This is a genomic window from Streptomyces parvulus, assembly GCF_014648855.1.
GTDB classification, from domain to species: domain Bacteria; phylum Actinomycetota; class Actinomycetes; order Streptomycetales; family Streptomycetaceae; genus Streptomyces; species Streptomyces parvulus.
In genome coordinates this window covers 183,825-210,401 of sequence record NZ_BMRX01000010.1, presented here as the reverse complement: position 1 = coordinate 210,401, position 26,577 = coordinate 183,825, and the positions used below count along the sequence as shown (strand labels likewise).

The window sequence follows — 26,577 nt, the reverse complement described above, 5'->3', positions numbered from 1 at the left end:
CCGGGTAACACCCCTTGACCTGGTCACCCCGGCGCTCCACCATCACGGCATGGCGCTTCGGGTCACGTTCGTCGCCTCCGCACGCGGGTCACCGCTGCCCGCCGAGCGCTTCGACGACGACCGCCCGCTGGACCAGGCCGGATGGGACGAGGTGCTGAGGGCCGCGGGCAGTCTGCTCCCGCTCGCCGCGGCCGAGCTGCGCTACTGCTCGCCCACCCCCCGCAGCCGCGCCACCGGAGACGCCCTCGGCCTGACGCCGCTGGTCCAACTCGCCCTGCGGGAATGCGACATGGGCCGCTGGCGCGGCATGACCCCGGCCGAGGTGACGGCCCGCGAACCCACGGTCGTCGACGCCTGGCTCGCCGACCCATGGTCGGCACCGTACGGCGGGGAGTCGCTGCTGGCCTTCATCAGCCGGGTCGGCGGCTGGCTCGACACCCGCCCGGGTGAGGACGGCGACCGCATCGTCGCCGTGGCGGAGCCCTCCGTCATACGGGCCGCGCTGGTCTACGCGCTGCGGTCACCGCCGGCGACGTACTGGAACCTGGACGTGCGGCCCCTGTCGGTGACGACGGTCACGGGCCGGCCGGGCCGCTGGAGCCTGCGCTTCGAGGGGACGCCTCCGCAGTGGGCCGCGCATCCGGCGTTTCACGAAGGTAATCCGTTGTGAGCAGCAGGTCCTTGGCCGGGCCGCCCACCCGCCACACGGTGCGCCAGCGGTCCGGCCCCCCGACGGTGAACTCGCCGCGGTAGAGGTCGGCGGCGCACGGATGGTCGGCCACGTGGCGCCCGGAGGACAGGTCGAGGCCGTGGAACGGGCGGCCGTCGGCGAAGCGCACGTCGGCGGTGCCCGGCACGCTCCCCGGCAGATAGCGCAGCGTCCGCTCGGCCGGCCGGGTCACCCCCTGCCAGGTGAACGCCCCGGACTCATGGCTCAGCAGCCCGCCCTCCTCGAGCGCGTCGAACGCGGTGTCCCCCTCGAACCGCCCCGTCAGACCACTCGCCAGGTCCCGCACGGTCCGCACGGTCCGCCACCGCCCGGCGAGGAACACGAGCACGTCCGGTACCGGCCACGGCTCACTCATGCGCACCCCCGGTCCGGCAGCCCGTACCGCCGCGCGAGCCCCTCGTGGTCACCCGGCGGTCGAACTCCGAACCGGCCCCGACGGCGCCCGGTCCACCGGTACCTGGGCGGGCCGCCGTCCCGGGGTGCGGGACGGCGGGGCCGGGGATGTCGAGGGTCAACGGGGTCCTCCGGTGTGCTGCGGTGATCGGCTGGGCAGCCTACCCGTCGGTGCGGGACGGGTGCCCGCCGCCCGGGACTGCATTGCATAAACGTGCAGCGAAACGTATAGTCATGCCATCAAGGATGGAGGACGACATGGCGGTACGTGCGGCGGTGGCCGGTGCGAGCGGGTATGCGGGCGGTGAGCTGCTGCGGCTGCTGCTCGGGCACCCCGGTGTCGAGATCGGCGCCCTGACCGGCAACTCCAACGCCGGGCAGCGGCTCGGCGCCCTGCAGCCGCAGCTGCTGCCGCTGGCCGACCGGATCCTGGAGCCGACCACGCCGGAGGTGCTCGCCGGGCAGGGCCGTCGGCATGACGTCGTGTTCCTCGCCCTGCCGCACGGCCAGTCCGCCGCCGTCGCCGAGCGGCTCGGACCCGACGTGCTCGTCGTGGACATGGGCGCGGACTTCCGGCTGAAGGACGCCGGCGACTGGGAGAGGTTCTACGGCTCCCCGCACGCCGGCACCTGGCCCTACGGCCTCCCTGAACTGCCGGGTGCCCGTGCCGCGCTGGAGGGGTCCAAGCGCGTCGCGGTGCCCGGTTGCTACCCGACCGCCGTGACCCTGTCCCTCTTCCCGGCCTACGCCGCGGGCCTCGCCGAGCCCGAGGCCGTGATCGTCGCCGCGTCCGGCACCTCCGGCGCGGGCAAGGCGGCCAAGCCGCACCTGCTGGGCAGCGAGGTCATGGGGTCCATGTCGCCGTACGGCGTCGGGGGCCTGCACCGCCACACCCCCGAGATGATCCAGAACCTCGGCGCGGTCGCCGGCGAGCCGGTCACCGTCTCCTTCACCCCGACCCTCGCGCCGATGCCCCGCGGCATCCTCGCCACCTGCACCGCGAAGGCGAAGCCCGGCGTCACCGCCGAGTCCGTCCGCGCCGCCTACGAGAAGGCCTTCGCCGACGAGCCCTTCGTGCACCTGCTGCCCGAGGGCCAGTGGCCCGCCACCGCGTCCGTCTACGGTTCCAACGCCGTTCAGGTCCAGGTCGCGTACGACGCCGCCGCGGGCCGCATCATCGCCATCGGCGCCATCGACAACCTGGCCAAGGGCACCGCCGGCGGTGCCGTCCAGAGCATGAACATCGCCCTGGGTCTCGACGAGACCACCGGACTGACGACGATCGGAGTCGCGCCGTGAGTGTGACGGCAGCAAAGGGGTTCACGGCGGCCGGTGTCGCCGCCGGGATCAAGGAGAGCGGCAACCCCGACCTGGCCCTCGTGGTCAACACCGGGCCCCGCCGCGCCGCCGCGGGCGTCTTCACCTCCAACCGCGTCAAGGCCGCACCGGTCCTGTGGTCCGAGCAGGTGCTCAAGAGCGGTCGGGTGTCCGCCGTGGTGCTCAACTCCGGCGGCGCCAACGCCTGTACCGGACCGAAGGGCTTCCAGGACACCCACGCCACCGCCGAGAAGACGGCCGAGGTGCTCGGGACGGGCGCCGGCGAGATCGCCGTCTGCTCGACGGGACTCATCGGCGTCCTGCTGCCGATGGACAAGCTGCTCCCGGGGGTCGAGGCGGCCGCCGGTCAGCTGTCCGAGCACGGCGGCGAGAAGGCCGCCATCGCCATCAAGACCACCGACACCGTGCACAAGACGTCCGTGGTGTCCAGGGACGGCTGGACCGTCGGCGGCATGGCCAAGGGCGCCGGCATGCTCGCACCCGGCCTCGCCACCATGCTCGTGGTCCTCACCACCGACGCCGACCTGGACGCCGGCGCGCTCGACACCGCGCTGCGCGCCGCCACCCGCGTCACCTTCGACCGGGTCGACTCCGACGGCTGCATGTCCACCAACGACACCGTGCTGCTGCTCGCCTCCGGCGCCTCCGGCGTCACCCCCGACCAGGACGACTTCGCCGAGGCCGTCCGGGCGGTCTGCGACGACCTCGGGCAGCAGCTGATCCGGGACGCCGAGGGCGCGAGCAAGGACATCAAGGTCGAGGTCGTGAACGCCGCGACCGAGGACGACGCCGTCCTGGTCGGCCGCACCATCGCCCGCAACAACCTCCTCAAGTGCGCCATCCACGGCGAGGACCCCAACTGGGGCCGCGTGCTCTCCGCCATCGGCACCACCTCCGCCGCCTTCGAGCCGGACCGGCTGAACGTCGCCATCAACGGCGTCTGGGTCTGCAAGAACGGCGGCGTCGGAGAGGACCGCGAACTCGTCGACATGCGCTACCGCGAGGTCCACGTCGTCGCCGACCTCGCCGCCGGCGACGCCACGGCCACGATCTGGACCAACGACCTCACCGCCGACTACGTCCACGAGAACAGCGCCTACTCCTCATGAGCACCCGCAAGCACACCGCGCTGCCCAAGGCCCAGACCCTCATCGAGGCGCTGCCCTGGCTGACCCGGCACCACGGCAAGACGGTCGTCATCAAGTTCGGCGGCAACGCCATGGTCGACGAGGACCTGAAGGCCGCCTTCGCCCAGGACGTCGTCTTCCTGCGCCACGCCGGCCTCAAGCCCGTCGTCGTGCACGGCGGCGGCCCGCAGATCAGCGCCGCCCTCGACCGGCACGGCATCGTCAGCGAGTTCAAGGCCGGTCTGCGGGTGACCACCGAGGACGCCATGGACGTCGTCCGGATGGTGCTGGCCGGACAGGTCCAGCGCGAACTGGTCGGGCTGCTCAACCAGCACGGACCGCTCGCCGTCGGCCTCACCGGCGAGGACGCCCACACCATCACCGCCACCAAGCACCAGCCCCGGATCGAGGGCGAGCTCGTCGACATCGGGCGGGTCGGACAGATCACCGAGATCGACACCGGCGCCATCGAGGCACTGCTCGCCGACGGCCGCATCCCGGTCGTCTCCTCGATCGCCCGCTCCGAGGACGACCACCATGTCTACAACGTCAATGCTGATACGGCGGCTGCGGCACTCGCTGCGGCGCTCGGCGCCGAGACTCTCATGGTCCTCACCGACGTCGAGGGCCTCTACGAGGACTGGCCGGACTCCGACGAGGTGATCAGCCGCCTCACCGCGACCCAGCTGGAGAAACTGCTGCCCGACCTCTCCTCCGGCATGGTGCCGAAGATGGAGGGCTGCCTGCACGCCGTCCGCAACGGCGTCACCACCGCCCGGGTCATCGACGGCCGGGTCCAGCACTCGATCCTGCTGGAGATCTTCACCGACGAGGGCATCGGCACGATGGTCGTGCCGGACGAACAGGGGGAGTCGTGAGCAACACCGGGGACACCGCGGGCAACGCGGAGCTGACCGAGCGCTGGCAGGGCACGCTCATGAACAACTACGGCACGCCCCGCCTGCCCCTCGTGCGCGGCGAGGGCGCCCGGCTCTGGGACGCCGACGGCAAGGAGTACCTGGACTTCGTCGGCGGCATCGCGGTCAACGCGCTCGGCCACGCGCACCCGGCCGTGGTGGAGGCCGTGAGCCGGCAGATCGCCTCCCTGGGCCACGTCTCCAACCTGTTCATCGCCGAACCGCCGGTCGCGCTCGCCGAACGGCTGTTGCAGCGCTTTGGCCGGGACGGCAGGGTCTACTTCTGCAACTCCGGTGCCGAGGCCAACGAGGGCGCCTTCAAGATCGGCCGGCTCACCGGGCGGCCGCACATGGTCGCCACCGAGGGCGGCTTCCACGGCCGCACCATGGGCGCCCTCGCGCTCACCGGCCAGCCCGGCAAGCAGGAGCCGTTCCGGCCGCTGCCCGGTGACGTCACCCACGTGCCCTACGGCGACCCCCAGGCGCTCGCGGCCGCGGTCACCGAGGAGACGGCCCTGGTCGTCATCGAGCCGATCCAGGGCGAGAACGGCGTCGTCGTCCCGCCCCCCGGCTACCTCAAGGCCGCACGGGCCATCACCGCGGCCACCGGCGCGCTCCTCGTCCTGGACGAGGTGCAGACCGGCGTGGGCCGCACCGGGCACTGGTTCGAGTACCAGGCGCACGAGGGCGTCCTGCCCGACATCGTGACCCTCGCCAAGGGCCTCGGCGGCGGACTGCCGCTGGGCGCGACGGTCGCCTTCGGGCGCGCCGCCGACCTGCTCCTGCCCGGCCAGCACGGCACGACCTTCGGCGGCAACCCGGTCGCCTGCGCCGCCGGACTCGCGGTCCTCGACACCATCGCGGACGAGGGCCTGCTGGACAACGTGAAGCGGCAGGGCGAGCGGATCCGCGCCGGAGTCGAGGCCCTCGGGCACCCGTTGACCGGCCACGTCCGGGGCGCCGGCCTCCTCCTGGGTATCGTGCTCACCGAGCCGCTCGCGCCCCAGGTGCAGCAGGCGGCTCAGGACGCCGGAATCCTGGTGAACGCGCCCGCCCCCGATGTCGTACGGCTGATGCCCGCGCTGAACCTCGGCGACGACGCGGTGGACGCCTTCCTGGGGGCCCTGCCCGGCATCCTTGACCAGGCCGCGCACGCGGCCCACGGGGACGGACGATCCGGAGAATGAGACGACGATGAGCCAGGCGCAGGAGCACGATCAGACGGCCGGGCCCGCCCTGCCGCAGACCCGCACCGCACGCCACCGGCGGATCGTGGACATCCTCAACCGGCAGGCGGTGCGCTCGCAGAGCCAGCTCGCGAAGCTGCTCGCCGACGACGGGCTGACCGTCACCCAGGCGACGCTCTCCCGCGATCTGGACGAGCTGAACGCGGTGAAGATCCGCAACACCGACGGCGACCTCATCTACGCGGTGCCCAGCGAGGGCGGCTTCCGCACCCCGCGGGCGCCGCTCGGCGAGTCGGCGAAGGAGGAGCGGATGCGGCGGCTCTCCGCGGAGCTGCTGATCTCCGCGGAGGCCTCGGCGAACCTCGTCGTCCTGCGCACCCCGCCGGGTGCCGCGCAGTTCCTCGCCTCGGCCATCGACCAGGCCGAACTGCACGACATCCTCGGCACCATCGCGGGCGACGACACGCTGATGCTGATCAGCCGGGAGCCGACGGGCGGGCAGGCGCTCGCCGACCACCTGCTGCGGCTGGCGCAGAACGGTCACTGAGGGGGAGCGGGGCTACTCCGGGGCCAGCACCGCGACCAGCTCGGCCAGACCGTCCACCGCCCAGTCGAAGGTGTCCGAGCCGCGCGGCGGGTCACCCACCGGCCGCCGGACGTAGGCGGTGCGCATGCCCACGGCCCGGGCACCCCGCAGGTCCCAGGCGTGGGCGGCGACCATCAGCACCCGCTCCGGCGGGCAGCCGGCGGCGCCGAGGGCGAGCCGGTAGACCTCCGGCGCGGGTTTGTACGCCCCCGCGTCCTCGGCCGACAGGGCCTGGTGCCAGCGCAGCCCCGCGTACGCGTTGAGCCGGAGCAGCGAGGCGCGGCTCGCGTGGGAGAGCCCCAGCACCGGGAAGCGTTCGGCCAAGCGCGCGAGACCCGCGACGGAGTCGTCCCACGGCGGCAGGCGCCGCCCGGCGGTGGCCAGCCGCGCGACGGCGTCCGCGTCGGTGAGCCCGGCGTGCTCGGCGACCCGCTCCGCCGCCTCGCGGTCCAGTACCCCGGAGTCGGCGTACGGGCGCTCCTTCGCCCCGATACGCCCGATCTCGTGCTCGACGTGCTCCTGCCACACCGTGAGCAGATGGCCGACGGAGGCCGCGTCTGCCTCGGGCACCGCCTCGCGCAAGGCCGCGCGCAGTCCCCCCGGTTCGTCGACCATCGTGCCGAGCACGTCGAACACGACGGCCTCGACCTCGCTCGCCCCTGCCATGCGGTCTCCTCCCGCGCGTGCGGACACCTGCCCGGCGGCGTGCCGGTCACCCGTCGGCCGGGTTCAGCCCAGCCAGGCCGCCAGTCCTCCAGTACACCGCACCTCGTCCCCGGCCGTGATCAGCAGCCCCTCGACGCCGGGCAGCGACTCCAGCCACCGCAGCCCCTCCCGCGAACCCATCGCGAACGCCGCGGTCGCCCAGCAGTCCGCCCAGGTCAGCCGGGGCGCCACCACGGTCACGGACAGCAGGTCGGTGACCGCCGAACGCCCGGTGCGCGGGTCGACGACGTGCGCACCGCGCTCGGCGCTGCCGGACGTCGCCACCGCCAGCTCGGCCGCGCCCGCCGCGGAGACCACGGCCGCGAGCCCGCCGGGCCGCAGCGGGTCCGACACACCCACCCGCCAGGGCCGCCCCGACCCCGGGGTCCCGAGCAACTGCACGTCCCCGCCGCCGTTGAGACTGACGCCCGTCGCACCCGCCGAGGCCAGCCGCCGGGCGGCACACTCCACGGCCCAGCCCTTGACGATCCCGGTCGGGTCGAGCCGTCCCCGGTACCGCGTGCTGAACCAGCCCTCGCTCACCCGCTCCGCCTCGGCCGCCAGCCCCAGCACCTCGGCCACCTCGGGCGCGCACTCCCCGACGGCCACCTCGTCGCGCGCCAGCCGCGAGACCTGGCTGTCCTCGCGGTACGTGCTGAACACCTCGTCGGCCCGGCGCAGTTGGGCGACCGCCTCGTCCAGCGCCGTCCGCACGGCCGCGGGTTCCCCGCCGCGGACGTCGAAGGAGAAGACGGTCCCCATCGTCTCCTCCACGCGACGCACCGCGGCGGGAGCCTGTGCGGACCCGGCCGCGGCGTCAGCCACCGGCCCGGTCCAGTGCCGATTGCAGGGACTGCTTGTATCCGGCGCTCGTGTAGGTGGCGCCGGAGACGGCGTCGATGTCGGCGGTGCCCGCGGCGACGGCGGCCCGGTTGAGCTTGGGCACGGCGTCGGCGGTGACCCGGTCGCTCTGCCCGCCCCTGGGCGCCTGGAGGGTCTCGGCGCCGGTGATCTTCCCGCCGCGTACGGTGACGCGCACCTGGACGGCCCCGTACTGGGTCCGAGCGACGTCTCCGGTGAGCACCTGCGTGCCCTGCCCGGCCCCGGCCTGTCCCGCCCCGCCGTCCCCGGCGCCCTGCTCCGAACCGCCGCCCGCGCCCTGCCCCGCACCCTCGCCGGAGTCCTGTCCCGCGGAGGCGGCCGCGACCTTGTCCAGCGCCGACTGGAGGGACTTCCGGTACCCGGCGCTGGTGTAGGTGGCGCCGGAGACGGCGTCGATGTCGGCGGTGCCCGCGGCGACGGCGGCCCGGTTGAGCTTGGGCACGGCGTCGGCGGTGACCTGGTCGCTCTGCCCGCCCTTGGGGGCCCGCACGGCCTCCGCCCCGGTGATCTTCCCGCCGCTCACGGTGAGGCGGACCTGCACCGGTCCGTACTGGGTCGCGGCGGCGTCCCCGGTGACCGTGCCCGAGCCGGCGCCCCGGCCGCCCTGCGGCGACTGCGCGGCCGCCGGCGGGGCACCGCCCGCCGCCGAGGCGGCTCCCGGGTCCGAGGCCGGTTTGAGCGACAGCAGCAGTACGATCCCGGACACGGTCGCGGCGCCGGCGAGCACGGCACGCCGAACGGGGTGACTTTTCCTCATCTGTCCTGGACTCCTGATGTCCGTCGCTCACATCTCGAACGACTCGTGGTGGATACGGCGGGCGGGAACCCCCGCGCCGCGCAGTGCCTCGTACACCGACTGCGCGAAGCCGGGCGGCCCGCACAGGAAGACGTCGTGGCGCTCGACCTCCGGGATCTTGCGGCTCAGGGTCTCCGCGGAGATGTCCGGCCGCGCCCCGTCGGGGCTGTTGACGGCGTACATCAGCCGGGCCCCGCGCTCCTCGGCGATCCCGGCCAGCTCGTCCCACAGCGCCAGCTCCTGCGTGCTGTTGGCCCGGTAGAGCAGCGTGATGTCACCCGACGCGCCGGGCAGCGTCTCGAACAGCGCCCGCATCGGCGTGATCCCGACCCCGCCCGCCACCAGCAGCACCTTGCCGCGGCTGCGGCGCTGGGCGGTGAGGGCGCCGTACGGGCCCTCCGCCCACACCCGGGTGCCGGGCTCCAGCTCCCGAAGCCGGGCGCTGTGGTCGCCGATCGCCTTCACGGTGATCCGCAGCATGTCCGGGCGCGGCGCCGCCGACAGCGAGTACGGGTGCGAGCTGAACCGCATCCCCGGCGCCAGGAACCGCCAGCGGAAGAACTGCCCGGCCTCCGCGCCCATCCGGTGCAGCCGGCGCCCGCCGATCAGCACCGACACGATGCCGGGCGTCTCCTCGATCACCGCCTCCACCCGCAGCCGGTGCCGCAGGTTGAGGCGCAGCGGTGTCAGCACGCGGTACCAGAGCACGAGCGCGGTCACCGACCCGTACAGGACGTACCAGACGGTCTTGGCGACCGGCTCGACGGCGAAGTCGTTGCCGGTGCTCAACTGGTGCCAGAAGGTCAGGAACACGGCCGCGTACGTCAGCAGGTGCACGTGGTACCAGAGGTCGTACGGGATGCGCCGGCGGACCGGGCCGATGGAGAGCAGGCCGATGACGACCAGCAGGCCGGTGCCGATGGCGGCCTTGCCCATGTCGGGCAGCTGGTTCACCGAGTCGACCGTCTGGCCGACGATGTCGCCGAGGCCCTTGCCGGCCTGGGCGGCGTAGCCCCACATGATGAGGAGGACGTGGGCGACGACCAGACAGAGCGTGTACCGGCCGCTCATGGCGTGCCAGCGGGCGACCCGGTCCGAGCCCACCCGCCGCTCCAGCGCGGGAACCCGCGCCATCTGGAGTACGACCAGCGCCATCAGGTACCCGGCGAGCAGGCCGGTGATCCGGCCCGCGTTGAGGATCATGCCGGTCTGGTCGGAGATGGCGGGCGTGTTGCGCCACCACAGCCACAACACGCCCGCCGCGCCCGCCCACACGGCGAGCAGCAGGGGGACGGCGGGGGAGCGGCGCGGACGGATGCGCCGCATCGTCTGACGGCGGGCGGCACGGCCGCCGGCGAGCGTGGTGGTCACGGTTCCTCCGTGGGGACTTGACCCTTGGCCCACAGATACGCGCCGCGCCGCCCGAGCGTTCAGCCCGGTCCGCTCCGCCCGTCGCCGGTCAGTAGCGGGTGATGGCGGTCCGGCCGCCCTCGGTCCCGATCGCGAGGTGCGGCCGCTCGTCGGGCTTCGCCCACCGCAGGATGCGCCGCATCGCCTCGGACGGGACCGACACGCAGCCGGCCGTCGCCCCGCGCCCGTCGACGTGCAGGAAGATGCCCGCGCCCCGGCCGCGCACCGGGCGGTGGTAGTTGAAGCCGACGACCAGGGCGTGGGCGTACTGCGCCGTGTAGGTGACCAGGTGCTCGGCCTCGGCGGCGCGGCAGTCGGCGGGGCGCGGCTCGGTCCAGCGGTTGTAGGCGCGCGAGGCGTTGTCCTGGCACCACCAGGAGTCCTTGCGGACCGGGCGGTACGGGTACGCCGTGCCGCGCGGCGCCGCCCGGATGCCGAAGGCGTACGGCAGGTCGTACAGCCCGGTCGGGGTGGTGTTCGTGCCCTGCACGCGCGTCGCGCCGTCGGTCAGCCCCCCGGCCCCGAAACGGGCGGGCGCGGAACCGGCCCGCACCCACCGGCCGTCCCCGGCGCCCCGGCGGTCCCACCAGGTGACCGTGCCCGTCGTCGAGCCGGTGCCCGGCGCGACCGCGGTGATCAGCTGGGTGCCGCCGCCGGTGTCCGCCATCCGCGCGGGCAGCGGCGGGGAGGAGGAGGCGCCGGGCGGCGCGGCACCCAGCGTGAGGAGGGACGCGGAGACGAGGACGGCTACGACACCGGGGCGCATGGCTCAGACGGTAGAGGGGGGCAGCGGCAACGGCAGCCCGGGAAGGCCGTCCAGGCTCGTCGCGACGTGGTCCTTCTTGGTGAAATAGGCGCTGAGCGAGGCGTCGTCCTCCCGGGCGAACCGCTTGCCGTGCAGGTCCCGGTCCTCCTCGTACGCCATGAAGGGGACGGCGTAGCCGCAGGTGTCGCGGACGAGTCCGGCGGTCACGACGATGATCGCGCGCAGTCCGTGCGCGCTGGTGTCGATGTCGGGGAAGTGGCCGAGGAGACCGGGGAAGCGAGGGTCGTCGCGGAAGACGGGCTCACCGCGGCCGTGCACCCGCACGATGTTCGGCGGCCCCTCGAACGCGCACCACATCAGGGTGATCCGCCCGTTCTCCCGCAGGTGGGCGATGGTCTCGGCGTTGGAGCCCGCGAAGTCCAGATAGGCGACGGTGTGTTCGTCCAGGACCGCGAAGCTGCCCGCCAGGCCCTTCGGGGACAGGTTCACCGTGCCGTCGCCGGCCAGCGGAGCGGTGGCGGTGAAGAAGACGGGCTGCGCCTCGATGAAGGTGCGGAGCCTGCCGTCGATGCGCTCGTATGTCTTTCCCATGTCCACGGATTATCCGGGCGGGGGCGGCGGTCGTCACCGCCCTCCCGCCGGATTGACGAATCATGCAGACTTCTGCATACTCATGCAGAACAGTGATCGTGCGGTGAGGAGCGACCCAGGTGAGCAGCAACAGCGGTGACGTCCGGCTCTGGGGCGGACGTTTCGCCGACGGTCCCGCCGAGGCCCTGGCGAAGCTGTCCGCGTCGGTGCACTTCGACTGGCGGCTCGCGCCCTACGACATCGCCGGGTCGCGTGCCCACGCGCGCGTGCTGCACAAGGCGGGCCTGCTCACCGAGGACGAGCTGACCCGGATGACCGAAGGGCTCGACCGGCTGGAGGCGGACGTCGCCGACGGCTCGTTCACCGGCACCGTCGCCGACGAGGACGTGCACACCGCCCTGGAGCGCGGCCTGCTGGAGCGGCTCGGTGCCGACCTCGGCGGCAAGCTGCGCGCCGGCCGGTCGCGCAACGACCAGGTGGCCACCCTCTTCCGCATGTACCTGCGCGACCACGCCCGGACCCTCGGCGGCCTGATCGCCGACCTCCAGGACGCGCTGATCGGCCTCGCCGAGGCCCACCCGGACGTGGCGATGCCCGGCCGCACCCACCTCCAGCACGCCCAGCCGGTGCTCTTCGCGCACCACGTCCTCGCCCACGCCCAGGCGCTCGGCCGGGACGCGGAGCGGCTGCGGCAGTGGGACGAGCGCACCGCCGTGTCCCCGTACGGGTCGGGCGCGCTGGCGGGCAGCAGCCTCGGCCTGGACCCCGAGGCGGTCGCCCGCGACCTCGGCTTCGAGCGCGGCAGCGCCGGCAACTCCATCGACGGCACCGCCTCCCGCGACTTCGCCGCCGAGTTCGCCTTCGTCACCGCGATGATCGGCGTGAACGTCTCCCGGATCGCCGAGGAGATCATCATCTGGAACACGAAGGAGTTCTCCTTCGTCACGCTGCACGACGCCTTCTCCACCGGCTCGTCGATCATGCCGCAGAAGAAGAACCCCGACATCGCCGAGCTGGCCCGGGGCAAGTCCGGCCGCCTCATCGGCAACCTGACCGGCCTGATGGCGACCCTGAAGGCCCTGCCGCTCGCGTACAACCGCGACCTCCAGGAGGACAAGGAGCCGGTCTTCGACTCCATCGACCAGCTGGAGGTCCTGCTCCCCGCCTTCACCGGCATGATGGCCACCCTCACCGTGCACCGCGAGCGCATGGAGGAGCTGGCCCCGGCCGGCTTCTCGCTGGCCACCGACATCGCCGAGTGGCTGGTCCGGCAGGGCGTCCCGTTCCGCGTGGCGCACGAGGTGGCCGGCGAGTGCGTGAAGGCCGCCGAGGCCGAGGGCAAGGAGCTGGACGAGCTGACCGACGAGCAGTTCGCGAAGATCTCCGCCCACCTCACCCCCGAGGTCCGCTCGGTGCTCGACGTCCCCGGCGCCCTGGCCTCCCGCAACGGCCGCGGCGGCACCGCGCCCGAGGCGGTCGCCGTCCAGCTCGCCGAGGTGAAGGCGGACGTGTCCGGCCAGCACGCGTGGGCGAACGCCAAGAAGTAGCACCCGGTGTACCGGAGGGGCATCGCGGTTACGTTGGTCAGCGAGCTACAGCAGCTACAGCAGCTACGGCAAGCTCAGCAGCTTCAGCAGCCGACCGAACGGAGCCCGCGATGCCCTTCGCCCGCCTGGCAGCGGCGACCACCCCCACCTGCCACATCGGTCTGGGTCTCGCCGCCGTCGGCCGACCCGGCTACATCAACCTCGGTCGCGACCACGACCTGCCGGCCGACCGTACGGTACAGGCGCTGCGCGAGCGGACCCACGACCTCCTCGACGCCGCCTACGCGCAGGGCGTGCGCTACTTCGACGCGGCCCGCTCCTACGGGCGCTCGGAGGAGTTCCTGGCCGACTGGCTCCGGGAGCGCCCGGACGCCGACGACGTGATCGTCGGCAGCAAGTGGGGCTACACCTACACCGCCGACTGGTCCACCGAGGCCGAGCGGCACGAGGTCAAGGACCACGGCGCGGCGACCTACGAACGCCAGCGCGGCGAGACCGACGCCCTGCTCGGCGACCGGCTCGACCTCTACCAGATCCACTCGCTGACCCCCGACAGCCCGGCCCTCACGGACAAGGAACTCCACGCCAAGCTGGCCGAGGCCGCCGCGGGCGGGGTCACCGTGGGCTTCTCCACCAGCGGCCCCGCCCAGGCCGAGGCCGTCCGTGCGGCGCTCGCGGTGACCGTGGACGGGGAGCCGCTCTTCCGCACCGTCCAGTCGACGTACAACGTGCTGGAGACCTCCGCCGGGCCCGCGCTGGCCGAGGCGCACGAGGCCGGGCTCACCGTGATCGTCAAGGAGGGCATGGCCAACGGCCGGCTCGCCGAACCCCACGCGCCCGGCGCCCTCAAGGCCGTCGCGGAGGAGACGGCGCTGGGCTGCGACGCGGTCGCGCTCGCGCTGATCCTGCGGCAGCCCTGGGCGGGCGTGGTCCTCTCCGGGGCCGCGACCGTGAACCAGCTCGGCTCGAACCTGCACGCCGCCGTCGTCGACTTCGACGAGGACCAGGTGGCACGCCTCGGCGCCCTCGTCGAGGAACCGGCCGCGTACTGGGAGCGCCGCGGGCAGCTGCCCTGGCACTGAGCCCTTCGCCTGCCCGTGTCTCATCTCCGAGAGGTGAGTCACGCATGCCCAGTGTGAGACAGGAATGTCTCACATGGGTTATCGTAGTCTCATGGCTGTTGATCGAGACCAGGTACTGCGCGACGCCGCGTCCCTGCTGACCCGAAAAGCCACCGCGACGATGGACGAGGTGGCGCGGGCGGCCGGGATCAGCCGGGCCACGCTGCACCGGCACTTCGCGGGACGCGACGCGCTGGTCCTGGCGCTGGAGGCGCTCGGCATCGCCGAGTGCGAGGCGGCCCTGAACGCCGCGCGCCTCGACGACGGGGCCGCGACGGACGCGGTCCGCCGGCTCGTCCGCGAGATCGAGCCCGCGGCCGGTCTGATCGCCTTCCTCTACACCGAGAACCAGCTGTTCGAGGGCGAGGAGCAGAACGAGGGCTGGGCCCGCATCGACGCCGCCCTGGCCGAACTCTTCCGCCGGGGCCAGGAGAGCGGCGAGTTCCGCATCGATCTCACCCCGGCCTGGCTCACCGAGGCCCTGTACGGCCTGATCGGCGCCGGCGCCTGGGCCGTCACCGAGGGCCGCGTGGCCCGCAACGACTTCACCCACATGATCGTCGAGCTGCTGCTCGGCGGCGCAGTACGGAGAGAGGAACCATGACCCGCACCCTGCAGTCGGCGCACACGACCGAGGCGGTGAAGCGCCCCGGCCGCTGGCTGGCGCTGTCCGTCCTCGTGCTGGCCGTGCTGCTGGTGGCCGTCGACGCGACCGTGCTCGGTCTCGCGACCCCCTACATCAGTGAGGACCTCGCCCCCTCCGGCACCCAGCTGCTCTGGATCGGCGACGTCTACTCCTTCGTCATCGCCGGTCTGCTGGTCTCCATGGGCAGCCTCGGCGACCGCATCGGCCGCAAGCGGATCCTGCTGGTGGGCGCCACCGCCTTCGGCGCGATATCCGTGCTCAACGCCTACGCGCACACCCCCGAGGTGATGATCTTCGCCCGGGCCCTGCTCGGCGTCGCGGGCGCCACCCTGATGCCGGCCACCCTCGCCCTGATCCGCAACCTCTTCCACGACCCGCGCGAGCGCAGCCTCGCCGTCGGCATCTGGGGCGCCACCGCTTCCGCCGGCACCGCGGTCGGCCCGATCGTCGGCGGGTTCCTGCTGGAGCACTTCTGGTGGGGCTCGGTCTTCCTGATCAACCTGCCCGTGATGGCCGTCCTGGTCGTCGTCGGCGCCAAGCTGCTGCCCGAGTCCCGCAACCCGAACCCGGGCCCCTGGGACATGCTGAGCGTCGTCCTGTCCCTGGTCGGCATGGTCGGCGTGGTCTACGCCGTCAAGGAGGCCGCAGCCCACGGGTTCGCGTGGGCCACGCTCGCCGCCGGCCTGCTGGGCGCCGCCGCGCTCTACGGCTTCGTGCGCCGCCAGCTGACGATGCCGAAGCCGCTGCTCGACATGCGGCTCTTCCGCAGCCGGGGCTTCAGCGGCGCCGTCCTCGCCGACCTGCTCACCATCCTGGGCCTGTCGGGGCTGGTGTTCTTCCTCTCCCAGTACCTGCAACTCGTCCAGGGCCGGCGCCCCTTCGAGGCGGGCCTGGCCGAACTGCCGGCCGCCGTCGGCGCGGTGGTCGCCGGTCTGATCGCCGGCCGCGCGGCCCGCCGCTTCTCGGTGCGCGCCGTCGTCGCCGGCGGGCTCGCCGCCGTCGGTCTCGCGCTCGCCGCGCTGACCGTCATCGGGCAGGACACCGGCTACCCGCTGCTCGGCGCGGCCCTGCTGGTCGTCGGCGTCGGCGCCGGGTTCTCGTTCACCGTCACCGCCGACGTGATCCTCTCCAGCGTGCCCAAGGAGCAGGCGGGCGCGGCCTCCGCCGTGTCCGAGACGGCGTACGAACTCGGCGCCGCGCTCGGCATCGCGGTGCTCGGCTCCATCGTGACCGGCGTCTACCGCGACTTCACCGGTCCGGCGGGCACTCCGGCGGCGGCACACGAGTCGCTGGGCGGCGCGGTGGAGGCGGCCGCCGCGCTCCCCGCGGACACGGCCGGGGCGCTGCTGGACTCGGCCCGCCAGGCCTTCGTCGACGGTCTGACCCTCGCGGCCGGCGTCGGCGCCGCGGTCCTGCTGGCCGCTGCGGTGGCCTCCTGGTTCCTGCTGCGGGGCCAGCGCCTGGAGGACGGCGTGGAGCACCCGTAGCCCCCGCGCGCGAACACGGGACGGCGGACCGCACCCTCGGGTGCGGTCCGCCGTCCCATGCGCTCGCGAAAGCCGGTGCGGGGGACCGGTGGCCCTCCCCGCCGGAGGCCTACGCCGCCTTCGCCTTGCTGGCGTACATGTCCACGTACTCCTGGCCGGACAGCCGCATGACCTCGGTCATCACGGAGTCGGTCACGGCGCGCAGGACGTAGCGGTCGCGGTCCATGCCCTCGTAGCGGGAGAACTCCATCGCCTCGCCGAAGCGGACCGTGACCTTGCCCGGCCGGGGCAGCCCCGCGCCGCCCGGCTGGAGCTTGTCGGTGCCGATCATGGCGAACGGGACCACGGGCGCGCCGGTCATCAGCGTCAGCCGCGCGATGCCGGTGCGGCCGCGGTAGAGGCGGCCGTCGGGGGAGCGGGTGCCCTCCGGGTAGATGCCGAAGACCCGGCCCTCGTCCAGCACCCGGCGCCCGGTCATCAGCGCCGCGACACCGCCCCGGCCGCCGTCGCGGTCGACCGGGATCATGCCGACGCCGGTGAAGAACCAGGCCATGAGGCGGCCCTTGAAGCCCTTGCCGGTGACGTACTCGTCCTTGCCGATGAAGACGACCTGCCGGTCGCAGACCAGCGGCAGGATCATCGAGTCGATGAAGGTGAGGTGATTGCCGGCCAGGATCACCGGACCGTCGCCCGGAATGTGCTCCACGCCCTCCACCCGTGGGCGGAACATCAGGCGCATGATCGGGCCGAGCACTGCCTTGATGAGCGCGAAGCGGGACAACGGGTCCTCCGGTGTCGGGGATGTGTATGAGTATGTGCAGGTGAGGACATTACTCGCGGCCCCGGGGGTCACGCACCTCGGGTCACCCGGGTCTTACGCGGTGTTGACGCGTGTTCACCTGCGGTGCCGTCGTGTTGCGCGGCGGTAACGTCCTCACGCCGGTGTGAGGCAGGTCGCGCCCGGAGGACCGTGCCGGCCGGCCCCGGGGGTGCGTACCCGGCCCGGATCGAAGCACGGGCGCCGCCCGCGCCGTACGAGGCGCGCCGCCGGAGCCGCGCCGCCGACCCGTGTGACATCGCGTACCCCGGCACGGCGGACCCAAGCCGACGACCCGTCAGCCATCCGGCCCCACCAACCCCACGAGGCCGCCGGCGCCCCACCCGTATCCCGGCCACCGCGCCCATACGACATCACCCCGCACCCGCGTGTTCCGGCCACGGTCTCCCACTCGTCATGTACGCGCCCCTACGATCGGCGCGCACCGACGTCGACGGCAGGAGGCCCTGATGGGAACGCAGGAGTCGGACGAGCAGGCGGGCGGCACCGGACGGCGTGCGCTCCTCGGAGCGGCGGTGCTCGGCGCGGGCGGAGCCGTCCTGGGCCTGTCCGGCACGGCGAGAGCCGCCGGCACCGGGCACGGCGGGGGACACGGCGGCGGCGTGGGGGGCCTGCCCGTGCCGACGGTCATCGGCCACCGCGGCGCCAGCGGATACCGCCCCGAGCACACCTTCGGCTCCTACGAACTGGCCCTCGACATGGGCGCCGACATCGTCGAGGCCGGCGACCTCGTCCCCACCCGGGACGGTCACCTCGTCTGCCGCCACGAGCCCGAGATCGGCGGCACCACCGACGTCGCCGGCCACCCCGAGTTCGCCGACCGCAAGCGCACCAAGCTGCTGGACGGCGTCTCCACCACCGGCTGGTTCACCGAGGACTTCACCCTCGCCGAGCTGAAGACCCTCCGCGCCACCGAGCGCATCCCGGCCAACCGCCCGCACAACTCCCTCTACGACGGCCGGTGGGAGATCCCCACCTTCGAAGAGGTGCTCCGCTGGCAGAACGAGCAGACCCGCAGGCGCGGCAGGCAGGTGTGGATCTACCCCGAGCTGAAGCACCCCACCTACTTCCGCAAGCTGGGCCTGGGCACGGAGGAGCGTCTCGCGCGCCTGCTGCGCAAGTACGGCAAGGACCGCGGGAACTCGCCCGTCATCGTCCAGTCCTTCGAACCCACCAGCATTCAGCGGATGAACCGGCTCGTCGGCAACCCCCTGGCCGTCCTGCTGTCCGGGGCGAACACCCGGCCCTGGGACTTCGTCGAGACCGGCGACCCGCGCACCACGGCCGACCTCGTCACGCCGAAGGGCCTGCGGGAGATCGCCTCCTACGCGCAGGGCATCGGGCCCACGCTCGACCTGATCATCCCCAGGGACTCGGCGGGCCGGCTCACCGAGCCGACGACCCTGGTCCGCGACGCCCACCGCGCGGGCCTCGTCCTGCACCCCTACACCATGCGCAACGAGAACCCCTTCCTGCCCGCCGAGTTCCGCAAGGGCACCGACCCCGACGCCTACGGCGACGCCTTCGGCGCCTTCCGCACCTACTTCGCCACCGGCATCGACGGCATCTTCACCGACAACCCGGACACCGGCGTGCTGGCCCGCGAGGACTTCGTCAACGGCTGAGCACCCGACCCCGGTTGGGGTGAGCTTCGGCCGCCCGGGCAACCCGCCGCCCGGGCGGCCGCGTCGACGTGCGTATGACGCACGACCTGGTCGACTCCCTGGGCCCCCTGCTCACCGCCGAGGCCGCCGCCGAGGCGCAGGCGTCCGGCGCCGAGCCCGGCGACCTCGAACAGGCCGTCTGGCTGCGCCTGCTGGAGCGGCTGCGGACCGAGGGACCGCCCTCCGACCCGCACCGCTGGCTGCGCCGCGCCGTCCGCACCGAGGCCCGCCGCGCCCGCCGTACGGCCCGCCGCGAGCGCCCGTACGGGAGCGAACCCGCGGGCGCCGCCGAACACGACCCCGCACAGCTCGTCCTCGCCGCCGCCCGGCACCGCGCCCTGCGCGACGCGGTACGCCGGCTGCCCGGCCGCTGCCCCCGGCTGATCGGGGCGCTGCTGTCGCCGAGAGACCTCACATACCGGGAGATCGCGAGGGAGTTGGGTATCTCACAGGGCAGCCTTGGCCCGGAACGTTCCCGATGTCTGGGTTGTCTGCGCCGATTGTTGACGCCGGAGGTTGCGGCCCGCCGGGGACGGGGATAGGAGTGGGGGACCACAGGTGATCAGGTGAGCGGGAGGCATGCGCACATGGGCATGAGCGTGACCATCTCGGCGGCGTCCGCGAGGGATGCCGAGCAGATCTTCCGGTTGCAGTACCTCTGCTTCCAGAGCGAGGCGGCGCTGTACGGCAACTACCGCATCGACCCGCTCGTCCAGACCCTGGACTCCGTGCGCGACGAGGTCGCCGGCGACTGCGTCTTCGTGGCGCGGCTCGGTGACGAGGTCGTCGGCTCGGTGCGCGGCCGGGTGAGCGAGGACGGCGCCGCGGCCATCGGCAAGCTGTGCGTCCATCCCCGGCTCCAGGGCCACGGCATCGGCGCCCGTCTGCTGCGGGCCGCCGAGGCGGCGCTCGCCGACGAGCGGGGCGCCAAGCGCTTCCGCCTGCACACGGGGCACCGCAGCGAGAGCGGCCTGCGGCTGTACCGGCGGGTCGGCTACCGGACGGTCGGCACGGCCGAGGGCGCGGACGGCGTCCCCATGATCGTCCTGGAGAAGCCTGCCGAGGCGTACGCCACCACGGCCTGACCCGGCGCCGGGACCGTACGGCGGCCTACGCGGTGCGGGCCCGGCGCAGCCAGTACAGGGCCGACAGCGGCAGCAGCACGGGGATGAAGAGGTACCCCATCCCGAAGTCGGACCACACGGTCGCGTCGGGGAAGGCGGACGGCTCCACCAGCGTCCAGGTGCCCACCGTCAGCACGCCCACCAGCTCGGCGGCGCAGCACACCACGGCCGCCCGGCGGGCCGTCTCGCCGCCGCGCACCAGCGTGTAGGTGATGAACCCGTAGACGACACCCGCGAACGCGGACAGCGTGTACGGCAGCGGCGCCCGGTCGAACTCGGTGGCGATCTGGAACGCGGACCGCGACACGGCGCCGACGACCATCACGCCGTACAGCCACACCAGCAGGATCCCGGGTCCGCCGATGAGCCGCGTACGGGCCGGCCTGTCCTCCGTGGCCACCACGTCAGCCTCCCCAGATGTCATAGAGCCGCACCTCCAGGACGGCGAGGACGACGCCGCCCGCCGCCACCGTCGCCGAGCCCCAGCGGGTGCGCTCGGCCAGCGACATGAACCCGGCCGCCGGGACGCAGGCGAAGGCGCCCAGCAGATACGCCACGAAGATCGTCGTGCCCTGGTCCGGTTCCTCGCCCCGCGCCAGCTGCACGATCCCGACCACGAGCTGGATCAGCGCCAGCACCGAGACCACGGCCATGCCGATGAAGTGCCAGTCCTTCGTGGGCTGGTCGCGGTAGGCCGCCCAGCCGCACCAGGCGGCGAGCAGCAGCGCGGCGACGGCGGTCACCAGCGTCAGGGCGTCGAGCATGGCAGCGAGCCTATTACGGCCCAAAAGGCCCGCCGTCCCCGGCCCCGCCCCCGCCACCCGGCACGGGCCCGCGGCGGACCCGTAGGGTCGGGGGCATGAGGATCCACGCACGCGCCCTGCTCTTCGACAACGACGGAACCCTCGTCTCCTCCCTCGAATCCGTGGGCCGCTGCTGGACGCGGTGGGCCGAGGAGTACGGGATCACCGCGGAGCGGTTCGCGGGGGTCGAGCTGCACGGCCGCACCGCCGCGGAGATAGCCGCCGACCTCCTCCCGGCCGACCTGGTGCCCCGCGCCGTCGCGCGGATCGAGCAGCTGGAGGTGGAGGACGTCCCGAACGGCGGGGTGCGGCTGCTGCCCGGCACCCGGGACTTCCTCGGCGCGCTGCCCGCCGACCGCTGGGCCGTGGTCACCTCCGCCACCCGCCGGCTCGCCGAGGCCCGCCTCGACGCGGTCGGCGTCCTGCCCAAGAACCTCGTCGCCGCCGACGACGTCACGCGCGGCAAGCCCGACCCGGAGCCCTATCTGCTGGGCGCCCGGATCCTCGGCGTGGACCCGGCCGACTGCGTGGTCTTCGAGGACGCTCCGGCCGGTCTCCGGGCCGGCCGCGCCGCCGGGATGCGGACCGTGGCGTTGGCCACAACCCACGCCCCCGCCGAACTCGACGCCGACCTGGTGGTCACCGACCTGTCGGCCTTGTCCCCACTGGTCACCGACGCCGGGATCGAGATCGACGTCCGGGGCTGAGCCCGCCCGCCGGTGCCCGCATGCCGTCCACCACTGTCCACCATCCGGACAGCGCCGTCGGGTCACGAGCACCGGTCTGCTTTACTGATCGCATGAGCACGACGAGCGACCGCACCCCTGCGACCGAGGCGACGATGACGCCCGGTGCTCGTTGTATGTGTCGAATGTGCGCCTTCTAGAGGGCCCCCGCACCACCTGAGCCTCGCGCCCCGAAGCGAGCGCCGCTCATGCCCGCCACCGCGCCCCGCGCCGCGGCTGAGCCACGCCCCGCGCACACGTTTCTCCCCCCTCGGGGGTTCCCGGTCGCACCGCCACCGCGAGAACGTGCCGCGTTCCGAAGGACCCAAGACCCCGAAGAACAACGCCCCGTGCCCGGCGCCCACCACCGCGCCGCGCACTCGACAGTGACGGAAACCCACGTGATCACCACATCGGGCCTCACGAAGGTCTATCGCTCACGCGGCCGCGAGGTCACCGCCCTGGACGGCGTCGACCTGCACGTACGCGAGGGCGAGGTGTACGGCGTCATCGGCCAGTCCGGCGCCGGCAAGTCCTCGCTCATCCGCTGCGTCAACCTCCTGGAGCGGCCCACCGCCGGCACGGTCACCGTCGCCGGCCAGGACCTCACCGCGCTGGCCGGCCGCGGCCCGCGCGCGAGCCGCGAACTGCGGCAGGCGCGCACCCGCATCGGCATGGTCTTCCAGCACTTCAACCTGCTCTCCGCGCGGACCGTGCGGGACAACGTCGAACTACCGCTGGAAATCCTCGGCAAGTCGGGGAAGGAACGTTCCCGCAAGGCGCTGGAACTGCTCGACCTCGTCGGCCTCGCCGACAAGGCGGGCGCCTACCCCGCCCAGCTCTCCGGCGGCCAGAAGCAGCGCGTCGGCATCGCCCGCGCCCTGGCCGGCGACCCCAAGGTGCTGCTCTCCGACGAGGCCACCAGCGCCCTGGACCCGGAGACCACCCGCTCCATCCTCCAGCTGCTGCGCGACCTGAACCGCGAGCTGGGTCTCACCGTCCTGCTCATCACCCACGAGATGGACGTCGTCAAGAGCGTCTGCGACTCGGCCGCGCTGATGGAACACGGCCGCATCGTCGAGTCCGGGACCGTCGGCGAACTCCTCGCCACTCCGGGCTCCGAACTCGCCGCCGCGCTCTTCCCCGTCGGCGGCGAGGCCTCCGCCGACGACCGCACGGTCCTGGACATCACCTTCCACGGCGAGGCGGCCACCAAGCCCGTCGTCTCGCAGCTCTCCCGCACCTACAACATCGACATATCGATCCTCGGCGCGGCCATCGACACCGTCGGCGGCCTCCAGGTCGGCCGGATGCGCATCGAGCTGCCCGGCCGCTACGAGGACAACGTCGTGCCCGTCGGCTTCCTGCGCGAGCAGGGCCTCCAGATCGACGTCGTGAACGCCACGAGCGAGGCGCCGTCCGCGCTGGTGAAGGAAGGTGCCAAGTGACCTGGTCCGAGATGCAGCCCCTGCTGGAGCAGGCGTCCTGGGAAACCCTGATCATGGTCGGCTGGTCCACCCTGATCGCCGTCGTCGCCGGACTCCCGCTCGGCGTCCTGCTCGTCCTCAGCGACCGGGGCGGGCTGCTCCAGAACGTCGTGGTCAACAAGGTCGTCGGCCAGGTCGTGAACGTGGGCCGCTCTATGCCGTTCATCATCCTGATGGTCGCGCTGATGAGCTTCACCCGCTGGGTCACCGGCACCACCATCGGCAGCGAGGCGGCGATCGTGCCGCTCGCCATCGGCGGCATCCCGTTCTTCGCGCGGCTCGTCGAGACCGCCGTGCGCGAGGTCGACGGAGGGCTCGTCGAGGCCGTCCAGTCCATGGGCGGCAGCACCTGGACCATCGTCCGCAAGGTCTTGGTCCCCGAGGCGCTCCCGTCCCTGATCGCCAGCACCACCACCACGGTCATCGCGCTCATCGGCTACTCGGCCATGGCCGGCACCGTCGGCGGCGGCGGCCTCGGCGACCTCGCCGTCCGCTACGGCTACCAGCGCTTCGACACCGGGCTGATGTGGATCACCGTCGCCTTTCTCGCGGTCGTCATCTCCCTCATCCAGTTCGCCGGCGACCTCGCGGCCCGCACCCTGCACCGCCGCGGGCGCGGCGGCGCCGCCCCCGCGCTCCGGCTGCTGAAGGCGAAGGAGCCGGCCGCCGCCGACATCGGCAAGGTCGCCTGACCCTCCCCTCCAAAGACTCCCCGTTGTACCCGTGACGGGGTCGCACCACCTCAGGAAAGGCACTTTTCGTGCGTAACACCGCCAAGATCACCACCGCCGTCCTCGCCGCCGGAGCCCTCACCCTCGGCCTCTCCGCCTGCGGCTCGGACAAGGACTCCGCCTCCGACACCTCCGGCCCGCTGGTCGTCGCCGCGACGCCCGTCCCGCACGCCGAGATCCTCAACTACGTCAAGGACAACCTGGCGCAGAAGGAGGGCCTCGACCTGGAGGTCAAGGAGTTCACCGACTACGTCACGCCGAACACGGCGACGGAGGACGGCTCGGTGGGCGCCAACTACTTCCAGACCGAGCCGTACCTCGCGGACTTCAACAAGAAGAACGGCACCCACCTGAAGTCCGTCGCCTCGGTGCACCTGGAGCCGCTCGGCCTCTACTCCAAGAAGGCCGACAAGACCGGCGACCTGAAGAACGGCGCGACCATCGCCCTGCCCAACGACACCGTCACCGAGGCCCGCGCGCTCCAGCTGCTCGCCTCCGAGGGCCTGATCACCCTCAAGGACGGCGCGGGCAACTCGGCCACCACCGCCGACATCACCAAGAACCCGAAGAACCTCCAGTTCAAGGAGCTGGAGGCGGCCCAGACCCCGCGTTCCCTGAACGACGTCGACGCCGCGGTCATCAACGGCAACTACGCTCTGGAGGCCGACCTCAAGCCGGCCAAGGACGCCCTCGTCCTGGAGTCCGCCAAGGACAACCCGAACGTCAACCTCCTCGTCGTCAAGGAGGGCCAGGAGAACGACCCGCGGGTCAAGAAGCTCGCGAAGCTCCTCACCTCGCCCGAGGTGAAGAAGTACATCGAGGACAACTTCGCCGGGTCCGTGCTCCCCTCCTTCTGATCCGCACGGCGCGTGACCGCACCGGGTCCGCTCCGTGCGCGCGGAGCGGACCCGGTGGTGCGGTGGGGTGCTTTCATGCTGCATGCTGGGCAGTTCGAGCAGGCCCTGACGGTTACACAGGTTACGGAGCGGCGCATGACGAGCACCTTCCCCAACATCTCCATCAGCACGGAGCGGTTGGTGCTGCGCCCCCTCGACGAGGACGACGTCCCCGCGCTCGCCGCCATGATGAACGACGAGCAGGTCGCCGCCTGGACCCACGTCCCCCAGCCCTTCACCGAGGACGGCGCCCGCGACTGGATCGGCGACCACGCCCCCGCCGAGCGCACCGCGGGCCGGGGCCTCGACCTGGCCGTCACCGAGTTCCTCACCCAGCGACTGGTCGGCGTCATCCAGCTGGCCAAGACCAACTGGCACGTCCGGTCCACCGAGCTGTCGTACATCGTCGCCCCCTGGGCCCGGGGCGAGGGATACGCCTCCGAGGCGGCCCTGGCCACCGCCCAGTGGCTGTTCGGCGACCAGAAGTTCGAGCGCCTCGAACTGCGCACCGCCGCCGACAACACCGCCTCCCAGCAGGTCGCGCAGAAGATCGGCTGCATCAGCGAGGGCGTCCTGCGCAACGCCTGCATAGCGCGCGTGCGGACCGAGGACGGCGTCTGGACGGACGTACGCACCGACTTCATCGTGTGGAGCCTGCTGCCGGAGGACCTGGAGGGAGGATCCGGGCAGCTCACCGACAGCGGCGACTTCACCACCTTCACCGACTGGAACTGACCGCCGGGGACCGACGGCGCCGCCGTCCCGCTCCCGGAGCGCACCGGGTACCCTCACGGGGCGCGCCCGCGCATGGTTTCGCGACCACGACCTGCGAAATTCCTGGAGACTGACGACGATGGCCGACCGGGTCACGGTGATCGGCTGGGACGGTTCGCCGCTGACCGCCGCGGCACGCTCCGCGCTGGGAGCCGCCACACTGGTGGCCGGCGCCGCCCACCACTTGGCGCTTCCCGAGGTACCGCCCACCGCGGAGCGCATCCGCCTCGGCAGCGTCGCCCTCGCCGCCCGCCGCGTCGCCGCCCACCGCGGCACGACCGTCGTCCTCGCCGACGGCGACCCCGGCTTCTTCGGCGTCGTACGCACCCTGCGGGCCCCCGAGTTCGGCCTGGAGGTGGAGGTCGTCCCCGCCGTCTCCTCGGTGGCCGCCGCCTTCGCCCGCGCCGGGATGCCCTGGGACGACGCCCAGGTGGTCGTCGCCCACCCCCGCACCCTGCGACGCGCGGTGAACATCTGCCGGGCCCACCCCAAGGTCGCCGTCCTCACCTCCCCGGGCGCCGGGCCCGCCGAACTCGGCCTGCTGATGGAGGGCGTGCACCGCACCTTCGTCATCTGCGAGGAACTCGGCACCACGAGCGAACGGGTCACCGTCGTCACCTCCGACAAGGCCGCCGACCACACCTGGCGCGACCCGAACGTGGTCATCGTGGCCGGCGGCAGCGTCGGGCCCGGCTCGACGCCCGACGGCGGGGGGTGGATCGCCGGCCGCGACCCCGCCGCCGGAGCGCGCGGCTGGTGCCTGCCCGCCGAGGCGTACGCCGGCCCGCTGGGCGAGGGCGAGACCGACCTGCTGCGCACGGCCCAACTCGCCAGGCTGGGGCCCCGCCCCGGCGACCTGGTGTGGGACATCGGCTGCGCCGGGGGAGCCTTCGCCACCGAGGCGGCACGCGGCGGCGCCGCCGTCATCGCGGTCGACCGCGACCCCGAGGCCTGCGCCCGCACCGAGGCCACCGCACGCCACTTCGGCGTCCAGCTCCAGGTCGTGCACGGCACCGCTCCGCACGTGCTGGAGAACCTCCCCGAACCCGACGTGGTCCGCGTCGGCGGCGGGGGAGCGGCCGTGGTCTCCGCGGTCGCCGACCGGCGCCCCGAGCGGATCGTCGCGCACGCCGCGACCCGCGACGCGGCCGAACTCGTCGGCAGGGACCTGACGGAGCACGGCTACCGGGTCGAGTGCGCCCTGCTCCAGTCCGTCGGACTGGACACCCGGGCCTGGACGGAGAGCGAGCGGAGCGTCGCGTTCCTGCTCAGCGGGGTCCTGCCGGACCGCGCCCCGTGATCGGTT

At 73.1% G+C, this 26,577-nt stretch carries 29 protein-coding genes; 19 read left to right on the top strand and 10 right to left on the bottom strand.

The annotated features are described in order from the left end of the window. Positions 1-49: 49 nt before the first annotated feature. On the top strand, positions 50-670 hold the full coding sequence (locus IE108_RS21255; protein WP_064726985.1) for a histidine phosphatase family protein: 621 nt from the start codon (positions 50-52) through the stop codon (positions 668-670). On the opposite strand, the gene IE108_RS21250 is transcribed toward IE108_RS21255, so the two are convergent. After that, the gene (locus IE108_RS21250) at positions 576-1,085 is read right to left on the bottom strand and encodes a DUF6314 family protein (RefSeq protein ID WP_079163805.1); all 510 of its coding nucleotides are present in this window, start codon (positions 1,083-1,085) and stop codon (positions 576-578) included. The genes IE108_RS21255 and IE108_RS21250 overlap by 95 nt on opposite strands. A 296-nt stretch (positions 1,086-1,381) precedes the next feature. Between IE108_RS21250 and argC the strand changes: the two genes are divergently transcribed. Genes argC through IE108_RS21225 form a run of 5 tightly spaced genes read left to right on the top strand, consistent with a single transcriptional unit; the run spans position 1,382 to position 6,239 of the window. Continuing rightward, positions 1,382-2,422: an N-acetyl-gamma-glutamyl-phosphate reductase gene (argC, locus tag IE108_RS21245; protein ID WP_064731675.1), complete on the top strand. Its 1,041-nt coding sequence runs from the start codon at positions 1,382-1,384 to the stop codon at positions 2,420-2,422. Next, a complete protein-coding gene (gene argJ, locus IE108_RS21240; protein WP_064726983.1) occupies positions 2,419-3,570 on the top strand; it encodes a bifunctional glutamate N-acetyltransferase/amino-acid acetyltransferase ArgJ in 1,152 nt (383 codons plus the stop codon). Before argC ends, argJ begins: the two co-directional genes overlap by 4 nt. Further along, a complete protein-coding gene (gene argB, locus IE108_RS21235) occupies positions 3,567-4,466 on the top strand; it encodes an acetylglutamate kinase (RefSeq protein ID WP_064726982.1) in 900 nt (299 codons plus the stop codon). Before argJ ends, argB begins: the two co-directional genes overlap by 4 nt. Then, positions 4,463-5,692, top strand: coding sequence for an acetylornithine transaminase (locus IE108_RS21230; RefSeq protein ID WP_079163447.1), 1,230 nt, complete (start codon positions 4,463-4,465; stop codon positions 5,690-5,692). The genes argB and IE108_RS21230 overlap by 4 nt, the downstream gene beginning before the upstream one ends. Before the next feature lie 7 nt (positions 5,693-5,699). Then, positions 5,700-6,239 carry an arginine repressor gene (locus tag IE108_RS21225; protein WP_064726981.1) on the top strand — a complete coding sequence of 180 codons (540 nt, stop codon included), beginning with the start codon at positions 5,700-5,702 and terminating at the stop codon, positions 6,237-6,239. 12 nt (positions 6,240-6,251) lie between these two features. On the opposite strand, the gene IE108_RS21220 is transcribed toward IE108_RS21225, so the two are convergent. The 6 genes from IE108_RS21220 to IE108_RS21195 all read right to left on the bottom strand — a co-directional run bounded on the left by IE108_RS21220 (position 6,252) and on the right by IE108_RS21195 (position 11,428). Beyond that, positions 6,252-6,944, bottom strand: a complete 693-nt coding sequence (locus IE108_RS21220; RefSeq protein ID WP_064726980.1) for a haloacid dehalogenase type II — start codon at positions 6,942-6,944, stop codon at positions 6,252-6,254. Positions 6,945-7,007: 63 nt separating this feature from the next. Then, positions 7,008-7,745: an FAD:protein FMN transferase gene (locus IE108_RS21215; RefSeq protein WP_064731674.1), complete on the bottom strand. Its 738-nt coding sequence runs from the start codon at positions 7,743-7,745 to the stop codon at positions 7,008-7,010. A gap of 55 nt (positions 7,746-7,800) precedes the next feature. After that, complete coding sequence (locus IE108_RS21210) at positions 7,801-8,622, bottom strand: FMN-binding protein (protein WP_064726979.1); 822 nt, start codon at positions 8,620-8,622, stop codon at positions 7,801-7,803. A gap of 27 nt (positions 8,623-8,649) precedes the next feature. Next, positions 8,650-10,032, bottom strand: a complete 1,383-nt coding sequence (locus IE108_RS21205; RefSeq protein ID WP_064726978.1) for a ferredoxin reductase family protein — start codon at positions 10,030-10,032, stop codon at positions 8,650-8,652. An 88-nt stretch (positions 10,033-10,120) separates the two neighbouring features. Continuing rightward, entirely contained in the window at positions 10,121-10,837 is a 717-nt protein-coding gene (locus IE108_RS21200) for a L,D-transpeptidase family protein (RefSeq protein ID WP_064726977.1), read from the bottom strand. Positions 10,838-10,840: 3 nt separating this feature from the next. Beyond that, entirely contained in the window at positions 10,841-11,428 is a 588-nt protein-coding gene (locus tag IE108_RS21195; protein WP_064726976.1) for a pyridoxamine 5'-phosphate oxidase family protein, read from the bottom strand. Between the two features lie 119 nt (positions 11,429-11,547). Between IE108_RS21195 and argH the strand changes: the two genes are divergently transcribed. The 4 genes from argH (at position 11,548) to IE108_RS21175 (ending at position 16,229) form a co-directional block, all read left to right on the top strand. After that, complete coding sequence (gene argH / locus IE108_RS21190) at positions 11,548-12,975, top strand: argininosuccinate lyase (RefSeq protein ID WP_064726975.1); 1,428 nt, start codon at positions 11,548-11,550, stop codon at positions 12,973-12,975. 110 nt (positions 12,976-13,085) lie between these two features. Beyond that, complete coding sequence (locus tag IE108_RS21185) at positions 13,086-14,057, top strand: aldo/keto reductase (RefSeq protein WP_064726974.1); 972 nt, start codon at positions 13,086-13,088, stop codon at positions 14,055-14,057. Positions 14,058-14,148: 91 nt separating this feature from the next. After that, a complete protein-coding gene (locus IE108_RS21180) occupies positions 14,149-14,700 on the top strand; it encodes a TetR/AcrR family transcriptional regulator (RefSeq protein ID WP_189397726.1) in 552 nt (183 codons plus the stop codon). Then, positions 14,697-16,229 (top strand): MFS transporter, encoded by a 1,533-nt coding sequence (locus tag IE108_RS21175; protein WP_064726972.1) that lies wholly within the window; start codon positions 14,697-14,699, stop codon positions 16,227-16,229. Before IE108_RS21180 ends, IE108_RS21175 begins: the two co-directional genes overlap by 4 nt. Before the next feature lie 109 nt (positions 16,230-16,338). Here the strand turns inward: IE108_RS21175 and IE108_RS21170 are convergent, their stop codons facing one another. Further along, the gene (locus tag IE108_RS21170; RefSeq protein ID WP_064726971.1) at positions 16,339-17,010 is read right to left on the bottom strand and encodes a lysophospholipid acyltransferase family protein; all 672 of its coding nucleotides are present in this window, start codon (positions 17,008-17,010) and stop codon (positions 16,339-16,341) included. Between the two features lie 506 nt (positions 17,011-17,516). Here IE108_RS21170 and IE108_RS21165 point away from each other — a divergent pair. The 3 genes from IE108_RS21165 to IE108_RS21155 all read left to right on the top strand — a co-directional run bounded on the left by IE108_RS21165 (position 17,517) and on the right by IE108_RS21155 (position 19,816). Further along, positions 17,517-18,692 carry a glycerophosphodiester phosphodiesterase gene (locus IE108_RS21165; protein ID WP_064726970.1) on the top strand — a complete coding sequence of 392 codons (1,176 nt, stop codon included), beginning with the start codon at positions 17,517-17,519 and terminating at the stop codon, positions 18,690-18,692. Positions 18,693-18,766: 74 nt separating this feature from the next. Next, positions 18,767-19,273, top strand: a complete 507-nt coding sequence (locus IE108_RS21160) for a sigma-70 family RNA polymerase sigma factor (RefSeq protein ID WP_064726969.1) — start codon at positions 18,767-18,769, stop codon at positions 19,271-19,273. A gap of 45 nt (positions 19,274-19,318) precedes the next feature. Next, positions 19,319-19,816 (top strand): GNAT family N-acetyltransferase, encoded by a 498-nt coding sequence (locus IE108_RS21155; protein ID WP_064726968.1) that lies wholly within the window; start codon positions 19,319-19,321, stop codon positions 19,814-19,816. 25 nt (positions 19,817-19,841) lie between these two features. Here IE108_RS21155 and IE108_RS21150 read toward each other — a convergent pair whose 3' ends face one another. Further along, positions 19,842-20,279, bottom strand: a complete 438-nt coding sequence (locus IE108_RS21150; RefSeq protein ID WP_264200787.1) for a hypothetical protein — start codon at positions 20,277-20,279, stop codon at positions 19,842-19,844. Beyond that, positions 20,260-20,619: a hypothetical protein gene (locus tag IE108_RS21145; protein WP_064726966.1), complete on the bottom strand. Its 360-nt coding sequence runs from the start codon at positions 20,617-20,619 to the stop codon at positions 20,260-20,262. The genes IE108_RS21150 and IE108_RS21145 overlap by 20 nt, the downstream gene beginning before the upstream one ends. Positions 20,620-20,714: 95 nt before the next feature. Between IE108_RS21145 and IE108_RS21140 the strand changes: the two genes are divergently transcribed. From IE108_RS21140 to cbiE, 6 genes are all read left to right on the top strand, one after another. Then, positions 20,715-21,365 (top strand): HAD family hydrolase, encoded by a 651-nt coding sequence (locus IE108_RS21140; protein WP_064726965.1) that lies wholly within the window; start codon positions 20,715-20,717, stop codon positions 21,363-21,365. Positions 21,366-21,784: 419 nt separating this feature from the next. Then, positions 21,785-22,831, top strand: coding sequence for a methionine ABC transporter ATP-binding protein (locus IE108_RS21135; RefSeq protein WP_064726964.1), 1,047 nt, complete (start codon positions 21,785-21,787; stop codon positions 22,829-22,831). Next, on the top strand, positions 22,828-23,562 hold the full coding sequence (locus IE108_RS21130; protein WP_064726963.1) for a methionine ABC transporter permease: 735 nt from the start codon (positions 22,828-22,830) through the stop codon (positions 23,560-23,562). Before IE108_RS21135 ends, IE108_RS21130 begins: the two co-directional genes overlap by 4 nt. 68 nt (positions 23,563-23,630) lie before the next feature. After that, positions 23,631-24,458 (top strand): MetQ/NlpA family ABC transporter substrate-binding protein, encoded by an 828-nt coding sequence (locus IE108_RS21125; RefSeq protein WP_064726962.1) that lies wholly within the window; start codon positions 23,631-23,633, stop codon positions 24,456-24,458. Positions 24,459-24,593: 135 nt separating this feature from the next. Further along, entirely contained in the window at positions 24,594-25,232 is a 639-nt protein-coding gene (locus IE108_RS21120) for a GNAT family N-acetyltransferase (protein WP_064726961.1), read from the top strand. Positions 25,233-25,350: 118 nt separating this feature from the next. Beyond that, on the top strand, positions 25,351-26,571 hold the full coding sequence (gene cbiE / locus IE108_RS21115) for a precorrin-6y C5,15-methyltransferase (decarboxylating) subunit CbiE (protein ID WP_064726960.1): 1,221 nt from the start codon (positions 25,351-25,353) through the stop codon (positions 26,569-26,571). The last annotated feature ends 6 nt before the right edge of the window (positions 26,572-26,577 follow it).